This is a genomic window from Bradyrhizobium australafricanum (genome assembly GCF_020329495.1).
Lineage (GTDB): Bacteria > Pseudomonadota > Alphaproteobacteria > Rhizobiales > Xanthobacteraceae > Bradyrhizobium > Bradyrhizobium australafricanum.
Map to the genome: position 1 here is coordinate 83,417 of NZ_JAGKJL010000025.1, position 13,455 is coordinate 96,871.

Annotated in this window: 11 protein-coding genes; 6 read left to right on the forward strand and 5 right to left on the reverse strand. The window is 64.6% G+C overall.

Features of this window, described 5'->3' with window-relative positions; genetic code table 11:
- Positions 1-21: 21 nt before the first annotated feature.
- The 3 genes from J6525_RS22715 to J6525_RS22725 are packed head-to-tail and all read right to left on the reverse strand — an operon-like array spanning position 22 to position 3,154.
- On the reverse strand, positions 22-531 hold the full coding sequence (locus tag J6525_RS22715) for a hypothetical protein (protein WP_225646363.1): 510 nt from the start codon (positions 529-531) through the stop codon (positions 22-24).
- Positions 528-1,631 carry a phosphotransferase family protein gene (locus J6525_RS22720; RefSeq protein ID WP_225646364.1) on the reverse strand — a complete coding sequence of 368 codons (1,104 nt, stop codon included), beginning with the start codon at positions 1,629-1,631 and terminating at the stop codon, positions 528-530. Before J6525_RS22720 ends, J6525_RS22715 begins: the two co-directional genes overlap by 4 nt.
- The gene (locus tag J6525_RS22725; RefSeq protein ID WP_092083771.1) at positions 1,601-3,154 is read right to left on the reverse strand and encodes an acyl-CoA synthetase; all 1,554 of its coding nucleotides are present in this window, start codon (positions 3,152-3,154) and stop codon (positions 1,601-1,603) included. Before J6525_RS22725 ends, J6525_RS22720 begins: the two co-directional genes overlap by 31 nt.
- Positions 3,155-3,357: 203 nt before the next feature.
- Here J6525_RS22725 and J6525_RS22730 point away from each other — a divergent pair, with 203 nt between their 5' ends.
- The 6 genes from J6525_RS22730 (at position 3,358) to J6525_RS22755 (ending at position 10,948) form a co-directional block, all read left to right on the forward strand.
- On the forward strand, positions 3,358-4,581 hold the full coding sequence (locus tag J6525_RS22730; RefSeq protein WP_092083773.1) for an ABC transporter substrate-binding protein: 1,224 nt from the start codon (positions 3,358-3,360) through the stop codon (positions 4,579-4,581).
- Between the two features lie 50 nt (positions 4,582-4,631).
- Positions 4,632-5,747 (forward strand): Rv3169 family protein, encoded by a 1,116-nt coding sequence (locus tag J6525_RS22735; protein WP_225646365.1) that lies wholly within the window; start codon positions 4,632-4,634, stop codon positions 5,745-5,747.
- 4 nt (positions 5,748-5,751) lie between these two features.
- Positions 5,752-6,678, forward strand: coding sequence for an acyl-CoA thioesterase (locus tag J6525_RS22740; protein WP_176936952.1), 927 nt, complete (start codon positions 5,752-5,754; stop codon positions 6,676-6,678).
- 208 nt (positions 6,679-6,886) lie between these two features.
- Entirely contained in the window at positions 6,887-7,120 is a 234-nt protein-coding gene (locus tag J6525_RS22745; RefSeq protein WP_159109512.1) for a hypothetical protein, read from the forward strand.
- Between the two features lie 280 nt (positions 7,121-7,400).
- Positions 7,401-9,734 carry a TonB-dependent siderophore receptor gene (locus J6525_RS22750; protein WP_225646391.1) on the forward strand — a complete coding sequence of 778 codons (2,334 nt, stop codon included), beginning with the start codon at positions 7,401-7,403 and terminating at the stop codon, positions 9,732-9,734.
- Positions 9,734-10,948, forward strand: coding sequence for a PepSY-associated TM helix domain-containing protein (locus tag J6525_RS22755; RefSeq protein WP_225646366.1), 1,215 nt, complete (start codon positions 9,734-9,736; stop codon positions 10,946-10,948). Before J6525_RS22750 ends, J6525_RS22755 begins: the two co-directional genes overlap by 1 nt.
- Before the next feature lie 10 nt (positions 10,949-10,958).
- Here the strand turns inward: J6525_RS22755 and J6525_RS22760 are convergent, their stop codons facing one another.
- The gene (locus J6525_RS22760; protein WP_225646367.1) at positions 10,959-11,498 is read right to left on the reverse strand and encodes a DUF4269 domain-containing protein; all 540 of its coding nucleotides are present in this window, start codon (positions 11,496-11,498) and stop codon (positions 10,959-10,961) included.
- A gap of 221 nt (positions 11,499-11,719) precedes the next feature.
- A complete protein-coding gene (locus J6525_RS22765; RefSeq protein ID WP_225646368.1) occupies positions 11,720-13,357 on the reverse strand; it encodes an isocitrate lyase in 1,638 nt (545 codons plus the stop codon).
- Positions 13,358-13,455 lie beyond the last annotated feature (98 nt).

The window sequence follows — 13,455 nt, forward strand, 5'->3', positions numbered from 1 at the left end:
GCGGTCGGCGACGAAACCACGCTAGCCCTGCGCCGCACCACCGTCGCGCTCGCCACCCGCGATCTGCTGCAGCATCGACTTCGGCGTCGTCGCAAGCTCGATCTTGAGCTGGTCGCAAATCGCCCGCCGCAGCAGGCGCTCGATCTCGGTCGCAGCATTGGGATTAGCCGCCCGTGCGTGCTCCCCGCTCGCCCAGAGCAGAAGTTGCCCCAGCCGCCGGTCGCCATCGTCGCGCAATGCCTCGATCGCGGCAACGTCGGACGGGCCGCCCTGGATGCGCGGCGTCGAAGGAACCTCCGGATGCGCCATGCTGCCGGCCAGTCGTTCGACCGTCGCGAAAGTATCGTCCTGCAGACGCACTTGCTCGAGCAGCGGCCCGGCCTTCCAGTCGGCTGCGAGCTTCAGCCCGTTCAGCGCGTAGATCGCGGAGAACACCTGACCGCGGACGAAATCATCGCTGCTGTTCGGCACGACGTGGCTTTGCAGCGCATCGATTATGCCGTCGATCAACCGCTCGAAGGATGCACTCATGCCGCGGCCTCCAATGCGCGCTCGAAGGCCCGCACGATCGAGGGCATCTGGCTTGCCATCACGGCGAGCCGCATGTCGTTGAAGCGATCGACCTCGAAGGCGCGCACCGCGCACATCTGGATCGCTGCCGCCTGATACAGCGCATAGGCCTCGTAGAAGGCGAGGCTCTTGTCCGAGACCGGAATGCCGGAGGCGCGCTGATAGAGATCAATCACCTCCGTGCGCTCGAGCACGCCATAGAGCTTGCGGCTCCCGGCATTGAAGGTCGGCATCAGCGCCCAAGCCAGATCCTCGTGGGGATCGCCCAGGTGCGTGAGCTCCCAATCGAGGATGGCTGTGATCCGCCCGTTGTGCTCGATGAAGTTCCCGATCCGGTAGTCGCCGTGCACGATGGTCCGGCGTGGCGGCTGCGGACAGTTGTCGCGCAGCCAGCTTCCACCCCAGTCGAGCAGCGGATAGTAACGCGCCGTCGGCCGCGCCAGCGAGGCGCGCCAGCCGGCGATGGCGCGGACTTCGGCACGTTCTCCGCTGTGATGCCGCGATGCGAATGGCGTCGCATCCGCGTCGACCCGGTGCAGCGACGCGAGGATCTCGACGAACTGCCGGGCGACCGCGCGCTTGTGGTCCGGATCGAGTTCGCTCGCCGCCCAGGGCGCCGGCACGTCGCCCTCGACATGCGCGCAGATGAAGAACGGAAAGCCGATCTCGGCGCCATCCTGTTCTGATGACACCAACGCCGGCACCGGTACGCCGCTGCCGGCCAGCGACTGTAGCGCATAAACCTGGGGCAGCACCGAGTAAGGCGCAAACAGCCCGCTCGGTGGACCGACGCGCAGGATCAGTTCGCGGTCGCCTTCAGCCGCAGTGCGGGCCACGAACGCATAGGTGATCCAGGAGAAACCCGATGATTTGCGGCCGAAGCCGACAATCTCCGTCCGGCTCCCGGATATCCGCGACAGATGCCGCGCGAGTGCTGGCCGCACCGCGTCGTCATTGACCACGACCGGGCGAACAGGAGCCGGCACATCACCCGGCACATCTTGATCGGATCGTTTCGCAGCCTCCGGCATCAATTGACCGACCTCGTATAGCCCTGCCACTTCTCCTCGCGCAGCGCCGACTTCATGATCTTGCCGGAGCCGGTCAGCGGCAATGGCTCGAGGCGGATATCGACAGAACGCGGGCACTTGTAACCGGCGATCAAGGTGCGGCAGTGCGCGATCACCATTTCGGAATCGAGACTCCTGCCGTCCTTCGGCACCACAATGGCGTGCACCGCTTCGCCCCATTGCGGATCGGGCACCGCGATTACGGCGCATTCCTTGACGTGCTCGTGCTGGAAGATGGCGTTCTCCACCTCGCCGGAATAGACGTTCTCGCCGCCCGAGACGATCATGTCCTTCAGTCGGTCGACGATATAGACAAACCCGTCCTCGTCCATCCAGGCGCCGTCGCCGGTGTGCAGCCATCCGTTGCGCAGCACGCGCGCGCTTTCCTCGGGCTTGCGCCAATAGCCGAGCATCACGCCGGCGCCGCGGATCGCGATCTCGCCCACCGTCCCGCGCGGCACCTCATTGCCCGCGGGATCGATGATGCGGATTTCAACGCCCGGCGCTGCCCGCCCCGCCGATTTGCGCTTGCCCGCCAGCGGCCCTTCCAGCGCGTGATACTCCCACGGCAGGATGGTCGCCAGCGCTGCGCTTTCGGTCATGCCGTAGCCCTGGTGAAAGCGCCAGCTCGGCAGCACGCGCATCAGCTTGACCAGCAGCGCGTCGGGCATCGGCGAGGCGCCATATTCGCAATCCTTGACGCTGCTCAGGTCATATGTGCCGAAGGATGGATGATTGAGCATCATGTTGAGCATGGTCGGCACAAACAGGCAGTAGTCCACTCTGTGTTCGGCGATGGTCCTCATCGCGAGCTCGGGCTCGAACTTCGGGATGGTGACGTGGGTACCGCCCACGAGCGTGAGCGCGATCATCGGCGAAGTGCCGGCCAGATGGAACATGCCGGCCGAGTGCAGATACCGGGTATCTTCACGGAACCGGAGCGCATAGATCCAGACCAGCGATTCATAGATGATGTTGGCATGTGACAGCATCACGCCCTTGGGAAACCCGGTGGTACCGCCGGTGTAGAAGATGCCCGCGAGATCGTTGTAGGCGCCGGAGGCGTCCTCGATCGGCGCATGCGCAATGAGTTCGTCATAGCTTTGCATACCGTCGGGCACTTGCCCCTCGTCGAGATAGACCATAGCGGCGAGTGATTTTGTGCCGCGCAGCGCGGACGCAATCTCGGCAAAGGCCTTGTCGACCAGCAACAGTTTTGGCGTGGAATCGTTAATCGCATAGGCGTTCTCGGCGACCGCCCAGCGCGTGTTGAGCGGCACCGCGACCGCACCGGCCCAGGCGATGGCATAGAGCGCCTCGATATAGAGGTCGCTGTTGTGCGCGAGGATGGCGACGCGATCGCCGGCATCGACGCCGAGCCGTCGCAGCCCGCCCGCGGCACAGGCAACGCGATGGCCGATCTCCTTCCAGCTCCGCGACCGTCCGGCGTGGATGGTGCCGGGTGCGTCCTTGCGCAATTGCACCGCCGCTATCAGCGCCTGCGTCAGCTTCATGTTTCCTCCTCAACCGCCATGCGGCCGCGCACGCCTGCGGATGTTTCCGTCACGCATGAGGCCGATACGCCGTCCGGAGATTCCAGTTGATAATCCGGACAGACGGTCTATTATTGCATGGCCGATGCGAGGGGTAAAGCCTTTCAAGGCTTCCATCGCCGGATCAACCAGCCCCGCAAAAGAGGGCGTCATGGGAGGGGAAGATGCGGAAGCCAATCGTCACGCTTGCCGTGTGGGCGTTCGCGCTCGCCGGCGCGCTCGGAACTGCGAACGCCCAGAAGGCCTATGGTCCCGGGGTCAGTGACAGCGAGATCCTGCTCGGCGCCAACGCGCCCTACAGCGGACCGGCGTCGATCTATGCGAGCTTCCCGAAAACCATGCTCGCCTATTTCACGATGCTGAACGAGAAGGGTGGCATCAACGGCCGCCATATCAACTTCCTGACCCGCGACGACGCCTATAGCCCGCCCAAGACCGTCGAGGTGACGCGCGCGCTGGTCGAGAACGACAAGGTGCTCGCGATCATGGCGCCGTTCGGCACGCCGACCAACGCTGCGATCCAGAAATATCTCAACAGCAATGGCGTTCCGCATCTGCTGGTGCAGAGCGGCGGTACGCGGTGGAACGATCCAAAGCAGTTTCCCTGGACAACGCCCTACTCGCCGACCTACGTCAACGAGTCCCGGATCATCGCGCGTTACGTCCTGCGCGAGCAGCCGGACGCCAGGATCGGCGTGCTGCTGCAGGCCGACGACATCGGCAAGGACTTTGTGCTTGGCCTGAAGGAAGGGCTCGGCGCCAAGGCCAAGACGATGATCGTCAAGGAGGCGATGTATCAGTCGACCGAGCCAACCATCGACTCCCAGATCGTGAACCTGAAGGCATCGGGCGCCGACACCATCCTGATCGCCGCGCAGAACAAGTTCGCCTCGATGGCGATCCGCAAGATCCACGAGCTCGGCTGGAAACCGCTGATCTTCCTCGGCTCGACCGCGAATTCGATCGCCGGCGTGCTGGTGCCGGCAGGCATCGAGGCCTCCACCGGCATCCTGACCACGACTTCCTACAAGACGCCGAACGATCCGGCCTGGGCCAATGACAAGGGCATGACCGACTATCTCGCCTTCGCCGCGAAATATATGCCGGGGATGGATCCGAACGACGTGATCGCGGTGACCGGCTACACCACGGCCCAGCTCGGCGCGATCATCCTGCAGCGCTGCGGCGACAACCTCACGCGGGAGAACGTGCTGAAGCAGGCCACCAATCTCAGCGGCATCGAGCTGCCGATGCTGCTCCCGGGCATCACGATCCAGACCACGCCGCAGGACTACGCGGCGATCACCGAGCGCCGTTTCGCCCGCTTCGACGGCAAGACCTGGGTGCTGTTCGGCGACATCGTGGGCGCCGGCCCGGCCAAGGACTGATCCCGCGCTACCCATCCGACCGAACCGGCTCAAACACAAGGACAAGAACAATGCTGACAGCCCAGGACGATCTCATCGGCCACCAGACGCCGCAGCCGTTTGCCAAGGCAGGCGGCGGCGATGCAAGGTTCACCGAACGCTACTGGTACACCGCGCATCCGATCGACGGCAGCGAACTGCTGATCGACATCGGGCTCGGCTATTACCCGAACCGCAACGTGATCGACGGCTTTGCCGGCATCACCATCGGCCGGCGTCAGCACAATTTCCGTGCCTCGCGCCGGCTCGGGACCCGTCCGCTGGAGACGGAAGTCGGCGGGCTCAGGATCGAGATCGTCGAGGGTAACAGCCTGCATAGGATCTCGCTCGCCGACAATCCGTCCGGCATCAGCTTCGCGCTCGAATTCAAGGCGAGCTTTCCGGCGGCGCAGGAGAAGCAGAATTTTCGCGAGCGCAACGGTGTCGTCGAGGAAGACCTCGCGCGCGTCTCGCAATTCGGCCGCTGGCGCGGCTGGATCGTCGCCGACGGCAAGCGTTACGAGATCGAGCCCGAGCTGTGGTGGGGGCAGCGCGACCGCTCCTGGGGCCTGCGATCCGAGATGCGCACCGACGAGACCAGGCCGCCGGTCGCGACCCATCGCAATTTCTTCTGGACCTGGTCGATGTTCCAGTTCCCCGAGTCGGCGCTGTCGATCTTCATCAAGGAGCGCACGCCGGGCAAGCCGCATTACCTCTCGGGCACCGAGTTCCGCCGCGAAGCCGACGGATCGGTTTCGCATCGCGAAGTCACCTCGGTCGAGCACGCGATCGAATGGGCCGACGATCCGCTCGGCCAGACCATCGCGGTGGCCGACTTCACCTTCACTTTCGAGCGCGGCGAGCCGCGCCGCGTCAGGATGCATGGACTGCCGACGCGATTCTATCTGAAGGCCGGCATGTATGGCGGCCTGCAAGGCTGGACTCATGGCGACGACCGCGGCGAGAGTTATGCCGGGCACGACATCTGGAACCTCGACGATGCGGCGACGCGCGCCATCGCACGGACGCTGTCGGATCATGTCGTCCGGCTCGAGAGCGGCAACGAGACCGGATTTGGCATCAGCGAATACGGTGTCGCCGCCGGCTATCCGCTCTATCCCGGACCACAGAAATTCCCGGCGATGTGATCGGATGGACGGGCAACGCAAGCGCGTCGCGGAAGGCAGCGAATCCACGTGCGAACCATGGGACAACAAGGCCGCCGAGGCGTTGGTCTCGCTCGAGACCATCGCCCCATTGCGTTATCGTAGCCGGTTCGGCGACGGCAACCTCAACGGCCGGTCCTATGGCGGCCAGATCCTCGGCCAGGCCATGATGGCCGCAACACTCAGCGCGCCCGAAGATCGCCCTGCGGCAATGCTGCAGCTCTTGTTCCTGCGCGGCGCCGATCCTGTCAGGCGCATCACGCTTGACGCGGAGGTTCTGCAGGACGGCAAGCGATTCTCCTCCCGCCATATCGTCGGCACGCAAGGCGACGGGCGTACCGTGCTCAGCGCGCAGGCCACATTCTGCGCGCCGCAGCCGGGCCCGCGGCACGCGGTGCCGTTCGCACGATCGGAGGATCCCGAAAGCCTGCCCGATCTGAGCATGATCCCCGACGGGCTGATGGCGCAGTTGCGACCGCTCGGTCCTTATTCCCAGCACATCAAGCCCAGCATGGATTTCCGCATCCCCGAGATCGAACGTCAGCTTTCGGCCGCGACGGCAGAACCACGTCTGCGCTTCTGGATCAGATGCCGGCAGCCGCTCGAGCCCGGTTCCCGCGCCCAGGCCGCGGTGTTCGCCTATCTCTCGGACTGGTGGCTCAACTTCTCCAGCGTCGGCGGCCATCTCCGCGACTTGCAGGCGCGTGCGCCGCTCTATCTGTCGAGCCTCAACCATTGCATCTGGTTTCATCGCGTATTCTCGCCTGACGCCTGGATGCATGTCGAAACCGAGAGCCCATGCGCGGATGGCGGCCGCGGGCTGTCGATCGCGCGCGTCCACGACCGTGACGGCGCGATGCTCGCCACCGCGATCCAAGAGACGCTGATGGTCCATCCAGAGGGCGATGCGTAGACGCCACGACGGTTGAGCTGATGCCACGATCGCGGCTTAGTTGCAGTGCCGAGCTACGGCAAGTTCCACCCGGTGTTGAATCCTGGCAACACCGGCCAACAAAATGAACAAACGTTCAGCTTAGCTCGATCGCGACCACGACTGTGCCGCATCCCTGTCAAATCCTGCCTGCGGGTGGCGCAACAAAAACACTTTGGGGAAAACCTACATGCAGCAGGCACCGCTGGCCGCACGGAGTGCGGAATCGTCTGGATATGTTCTCTACTTCCAGCTCGCCAGCAACGGCACGAGGCGCGCGTGCAGTCTGACGATCCAGGCGGAAAGCGCCAACGAGGCGGCGCGGATCTTTCGCGAGAACTGGGGCACGATCGAATCCATGGCCCGCGACGGCGTGAGCACGGGAGTGGTCGGCAAGACGCCGGTCAGCCTGGCGTTGTCGTGAGGCGCATCGCGCGGCCTACGGCAAACCGTACACCTGAGATGTGACAGGACGACGGCTGCAGCCTCAGGCAACGATCGCACGGCCATTTGACGCGCAGACGCGACAAGCAGGTCACGAGGTTCAGGGCTCGCGCACACGCGCGAGCCCTGTCGTGTCTTAGAATGATTCAAATCCATTCCGGTTAGAGAGATTCAAGTCTGCTCCGGTTCTTTTCGCGCACGCCGACTGCTAGAGGCGCGCCGTGAACGAGTTCGCGTGAATCGGAAGTCCAAGAGTGCCTGTGAATGCTGATGGCCGGGTTGTCGGCGACCGTCGAAATGCCGCCGACAAGGGCCGCACCCATCTGCTGATCGGCGCAGCATTCCTGCTCGCCGATGTCGCCTCCCCGGCAACGCCGGCAAACGCCCAGTCGAGCGTCCCGTTGCCGCCTGTTTCGGTCGACCAGCCGACGCCGAAGCGCAAGCCGGCTGCCGCCGCGGCAAAGCCGGCGCAGCGAACGCTGGCGGCCGCCGCGGCACGGCAGCGCAGCCGGAATGCCCAACCGGCGCCGCCGACACTATCGGAGCGCGCGGCAGCTGCCGCCGCGGCGCTCAACGAAGCCAAGCTGCACTACCGCGCGATGCCAAGCCCAACCACGCTGCGCAGCGGCGCCTCGCCGCTGGACACCTCGCAGACGGTCAACGTTGTGCCGGAGCAGGTGTTGAAGGATCAGCTGCCGCGCAATCTCGACGATGCGCTCGCCAATGTCAGCGGCGTCACCCAGTCCAACACGCTGGCCGGCACCCAGGATGCGGTGATGCGCCGCGGCTTCGGCGACAACCGCGACGGCTCGATCATGCGCAACGGCATGCCGCTGGTGCAGGGCCGCAGCCTCAACGCCGCGGTCGAAAGCGTCGAAGTGCTGAAGGGCCCGGCCTCGCTGCTCTATGGCATCATGGATCCCGGCGGCATCGTCAACACGATCAGCAAGCGCCCCGAGCTCTATCAGCACGGCTCGGTGACCCTGCTCGGCTCGACTTACGCCAACAACAAGACCGGCGCCGACGGCACCATCGACATCACCGGCCCGATCGGCGATGGCGGTCTCGCCTATCGCTTTATCGGCTATGGCGTGAGCGAGGATTACTGGCGCAATTTCGGCCGCCATCGCGAAATGCTGGTCGCGCCGTCGCTGGCCTGGTACGGCGAGAACACCACCATCCAGCTCAACTACGAGCACCGCGAATTCATCACGCCGTTCGACCGCGGTACCGCATTCGATTCCGTGACCAAGGCACCGCTGGCGATCCCGGCGACGCGCCGGCTCGACGAGCCGTTCAACAACATGTGGGGGACTTCCGACCTGATGCAGGCGTCGGTCGAGCACCGGCTGAACCAGGACTGGAAGCTGTTCGCGGCCTACAGCTACAACACCGAGACCTTCAGCGCCAACCAGCTTCGCATCACCGGCGTCAACGCCAAGACCGGCGTCGAGACCCGCAGCAATGACGGCACATGGGGCTCGCTCAGCAATGCCAGCTACGGCACCTCCTATCTCCAGGGCAATGTCTGGCTCGGCAACATCCGCAACGAGGTGCTGTTCGGCGGCGACGGCCAGTACCGCACGATCTATCGCGACAACCTGATCCGGCAGGCGACGCCGAGCTTCAACTTCTACAATCCGATCTATGGGCTGATCACGCCGGGGACGACGGTGTCGGCCGCCGATAGCGCGCAGACCGACAAGCTCGGCCAGTGGTCGCTGTTTTTCCAGGACACGCTGCATCTGACCGAGCGCTTCGCGCTGGTCGGCGGCGTACGCTACATGGATTACGACCAGCTCGCCGGCAAGGGCCGCCCGTTCATCACCAATACCAATGTCTCGGCCGACAAGGTGCTGCCGCTCGGCGGCGCCATCTTCAAGCTCACCGACCAGCTCTCGCTCTATGCGAGCTACACGCAATCGCTGAAACCCACCTCGACCATCGCGCCGCTTACCGGCGGCGTCGTGATCGGCTCCAACATCGCGCCCGAGGAGGGCATCCAGTGGGAGACCGGCGTCAAATTCGACTTCAACAAACAGATCTCCGGCACGCTTGCGCTCTACGACATCGACAAGAAGAACGTGCTGGTTTCGCAGCTCAACGCCGCGACTGGTATCGTCGAGTACCGTACGGCAGGCAAGGTTCGCTCGCGCGGCGTCGAACTCGACGTCACCGGCAGGCTGACTGACAATTGGAGCATGATCGGCAGCTATGGCTATACCGACGCACGCGTAACCGAGGACCCGACGCTCGCCGGCAAGGCCCTGCAGAACGTCGCGCTGAACACCGCATCGCTCTACCTCGTCTATGATTTCGGCACCACCCTGCCCGGCCGGCTTCGCCTCGGCGGCGGCGCGCGCTATGTCGGCGACCGGCCGGGCGATGCCGCGAACAGCTTCGTGCTGCCGGCCTACACGGTCGCTGACGTGTTTGCGACCTACGAGACCAAGGTCCAGTCGTTCCCGGTCATCTACCAGTTCAACGTCAAGAACCTGTTCGACACGGTCTACTACCCTTCGGCCAACAGCATCCTGACGGTCGCGATGGGCGACGCGCGGCGCTTCTCGCTCTCGGCGACGGTGAAATTCTGATGAGTGACGTTTGGCGCCCAATCAAGGCTGCACTGCTGCAGGTCCATTCCCTGGTCGGCCTCGTGCTGGCGCTGCTGTGGGCCGTGATCGGCCTCACCGGCGCGACGATGGCCTTTGAGGATGAGATCGAGGCCAGCCTGAACAGTCAGATGATGCGCGTCGAGGCCAGCGCGACCCCGCGGCTCACGCCGGACGAGTTGATCGCGCGGCTAGCGGCGGCGGGCGATTTCGGCAAGGTCTCGGCCGTGACGATGTCGAGCGATCCATCCGCCGCGACCCGCATCCGTTTCGCTCGCAGCGAGGGCGGCACGCGGCCGTCCTCGGTCTATGTCGACCCCTATGATGGGCACGTGCTCGGCTCGCCGCGCGGCGAGGACTTTTTCGCAACCGTCCGCAAGCTGCATCGCTGGTTGCTGTTGCCGGGTGACGGCAATGGCATCGGCCGCAAGGTCACCGGGACGGCCGCGATCTGCCTGATCGTGATGCTGATCACCGGCCTCGTGCTGCGCTGGCCGCGTCGTGCGCGCAGCGTAAAGATGTGGCTGAAGCCGAATCTGGGACTGCGCGGCCGCGGCCTGCATCGCTCGCTGCACGCCGTGATCGGGACCTGGGTGCTGCCGGTCTATCTGGTGATGACGCTGACCGGCCTGTGGTATTCGTTCGAGTGGTACAAGGCCGGCGCCAACTGGCTGTTCGCGCGGCCTCAGGCCGCGGCGAACGCGACGCAGCCCAAACCGCCGCGCGGCGGCGCGGCTGCCGAGAGCAAGGGTGAAGCCAAGACCGAAACGAAGGCCGAGGCAAGGCCGCTTGCCTTCGATCACGTCTGGTCGGCGTTCCTGCAGCAGGAGAACAGCAGTTACGGAAGAGCCCTCATGACGCTGCCGCCCGGCGCGGGCACGGCCGTACGCGTGCGGTCATGGCCGCAGGATTCGACGCTCGAGAGCGTGCGTGACGAATTCCGCATAGATGCCCTCACCGGCCGCGTCATCTCATCGGATCGCTACGCCGACAAGACGTTTGGCGAACGCGTCCTCGCCAGCGTGCTCGACATCCACCGCGGCGCCATCCTGGGATGGCCCGGCAAGCTCGCTTTCATGCTGGCCGCCGCCATGATGCCGCTGTTCGCCGTAACCGGCCTGCTGCTTTATCTGTCCCGCCGCAGGCACCGGCGGCTGGCACGGCAGCCGGTCGGCCACCTCGTTCCCGGCGAATGAAGCCGTTTCATCAATTTTGGCGATCAGCGAAATCGCACGCCGCGAGCCGGGCGTGTAACTCTGCGTCCGTTTCGGCCGCGAGCTCAAGCAATCCACGATAGGGATCGCCCGATATCCCGAGCACGATAGCGAACGCAGGTTCGGTCTTGAGACCGCCTGCCCTCAATTCGCTGACGGCTCGCCGCAGCCGTCCATCATCCAGTGCAAGCAGCCGCCGTTCGACCTCGAAGTGGATCCAGCCCCGTTGCTGCTCCACCGGACGCTGATCACCGAACAGTTCGAACGGCCAGCCGTCGCACACAAAGCGGGCAATCACCGGCCGCGTCCCCGAGGTCCACCGGAAGAGGACGAAATCATCGCACGCTTGATAGTGAGCCCAAACGTTGTCCGCGAATGCGTTCGGGTCGGACGCATGGCAGACGATATCGATGTCGCTGCCGGGCACGGCAAGGCCGAGCGGCAGCGTTCCGACGATACGGGGATCGAACGGCTTCAGCAGTTCCATCACGGCGGAGCTGGTGACGGCGGATGCGTAGTGCCCGACACTCATCGCGCGGCATGCCCTCGAGATCGCAGCGACGCATTACCACACGGGCGTGCAACGCGCGAACCTCTGCAAATGGCCGGGGGTCGAGGGGAAGCGGCCCAAAAACGTCGCGGGGCGATCTCGACCGCGTTACCGTGGTCGAAAATCGCCCCGCCAAGGCGGACAGGCAAGGCTGCTCGCGCGCCAGCCTGTCCAGCCGATGTCGGAATGATCCGTTCGATCGATCAGCCGAACTGGTTCATCGTGTTGTGGGCGCCGCCCGCCTTGAGGGCAGCCTCACCGGCGAAGTACTCCTTGTGATCGTCGCCGATGTCGGAGCCCGCCATGTTCTGATGCTTGACGCAGGCGATGCCCTGACGGATCTCCGCGCGCTGCACGTTCTTGACGTATCCAAGCATGCCCTGCTCGCCGAAATACTCCCTCGCGAGATTGTCGGTCGACAGCGCAGCCGTGTGATAGGTCGGCAGCGTGATCAGATGGTGGAAGATGCCGGCGCGCTTGGCCGAATCCGCCTGGAAGGTACGGATGCGCTCGTCGGCTTCCTTCGCCAGCGGCGTGTCGTCGTACTCCGCCTTCATCAGCTCGGCGCGGTTATACTTGCTGACGTCCTGGCCGGCTTCCTTCATCGCGTCATAGACCTGCCAACGGAAGTTGAGGGTCCAGTTGAACGACGGCGAGTTGTTGTAGGCCAGCTTCGCATTCGGAATGACCTCGCGGATGCGATCGACCATGCTGGCGATCTGCTCGATATGCGGCTTCTCGGTCTCGATCCACAAGAGGTCGGCGCCGTTCTGCAGCGAGGTGATGCAGTCGAGCACGCAGCGATCCGCTCCGGTGCCGGGACGGAACTGGTAGAGGTTGCTGGGCAGACGCTTCGGACGCATCATCTTGCCGTTCTGGTTGATGATGACGTCGCCGTTGCGCGCGTTGGCAGCCGTCACTTCCTCGCAATCAAGGAAGCTGTTGTACTGGTCGCCGATGTCGCCGGGCTTGTGGCTCACGGCGATCTGCTGGGTCAGGCCGGCGCCGAGCGAGTCGGTGCGGGTCACGATGATGCCGTCTTCGACGCCGAGCTCGAGGAACGCATGGCGGCAGGCGCGGATCTTCGCGATGAACACCTCGTGCGGCACGGTCACCTTGCCGTCCTGGTGGCCGCACTGCTTCTCGTCGGAAACCTGGTTCTCGATCTGCAGGGCGCAGGCGCCCGCCTCGATCATCTTCTTGGCGAGCAGATAGGTCGCCTCGGCATTGCCGAAGCCGGCGTCGATGTCGGCGATGACCGGCACGACGTGGGTCCGGAAGTTGTCGATCTTCTCGATCAGCGCCTTTTCCTTGGCCTTGTCGCCTTCCTTGCGAGCCGCATCGAGCGCACGGAAGATGTCGTTGAGCTCACGCGAATCCGCCTGACGCAGGAAGGTGTAGAGCTCCTCGATCAGGGCCGGCACCGAGGTCTTCTCGTGCATCGACTGGTCGGGCAGCGGGCCGAACTCGGAGCGCAGCGCCGCGATCATCCAGCCGGAAAGATACAGATAGCGGCGGTCGGTATTGCCGAAGTGCTTCTTGACCGAGATCAGCTTCTGCTGGGCGATGAAGCCGTGCCAGCAGCCGAGCGACTGGGTGTACTTGGTGCTGTCGGCGTCATAGGCCGCCATGTCGGCGCGCATCAGCGCAGCCGTGTAACGGGCGACATCCAGACCGGTCTTGAAGCGGTTCTGCAGGCGCATCCGCGCCACGGCTTCGGCGGTGACGCCGTTCCAGGTGTCCTTGCCCTTGAGCAGCGCTTCGGCCGCCTCGATCTCGCTCTGATACGAAGCCGGTCCCTGGATGGCCCGGTCGCTGATCCCGCGCGGTTGGAAGTTCATGTCCGTGATCCCTTCGGTGACGAAATAACTGCACCGTTTGTGACGCGCGGCGTCATCGGGAGCTAGACCTGGCGCGGAAAACTTGTCATAACTTACAA

What these genes read in the sequence shown, in the direction of transcription:
- J6525_RS22755 (WP_225646366.1), top strand. Translation starts at nt 9,734, where the DNA reads ATGAGTGACGTTTGGCGCCCAATCAAGGCTGCACTGCTGCAGGTCCAT.
- J6525_RS22765 (WP_225646368.1), bottom strand. Translation starts at nt 13,357, where the DNA reads ATGAACTTCCAACCGCGCGGGATCAGCGACCGGGCCATCCAGGGACCG.
- J6525_RS22715 (WP_225646363.1), bottom strand. Translation starts at nt 531, where the DNA reads ATGAGTGCATCCTTCGAGCGGTTGATCGACGGCATAATCGATGCGCTG.
- J6525_RS22725 (WP_092083771.1), bottom strand. Translation starts at nt 3,154, where the DNA reads ATGAAGCTGACGCAGGCGCTGATAGCGGCGGTGCAATTGCGCAAGGAC.
- J6525_RS22735 (WP_225646365.1), top strand. Translation starts at nt 4,632, where the DNA reads ATGCTGACAGCCCAGGACGATCTCATCGGCCACCAGACGCCGCAGCCG.
- J6525_RS22740 (WP_176936952.1), top strand. Translation starts at nt 5,752, where the DNA reads ATGGACGGGCAACGCAAGCGCGTCGCGGAAGGCAGCGAATCCACGTGC.
- J6525_RS22760 (WP_225646367.1), bottom strand. Translation starts at nt 11,498, where the DNA reads ATGAGTGTCGGGCACTACGCATCCGCCGTCACCAGCTCCGCCGTGATG.
- J6525_RS22730 (WP_092083773.1), top strand. Translation starts at nt 3,358, where the DNA reads ATGCGGAAGCCAATCGTCACGCTTGCCGTGTGGGCGTTCGCGCTCGCC.
- J6525_RS22745 (WP_159109512.1), top strand. Translation starts at nt 6,887, where the DNA reads ATGCAGCAGGCACCGCTGGCCGCACGGAGTGCGGAATCGTCTGGATAT.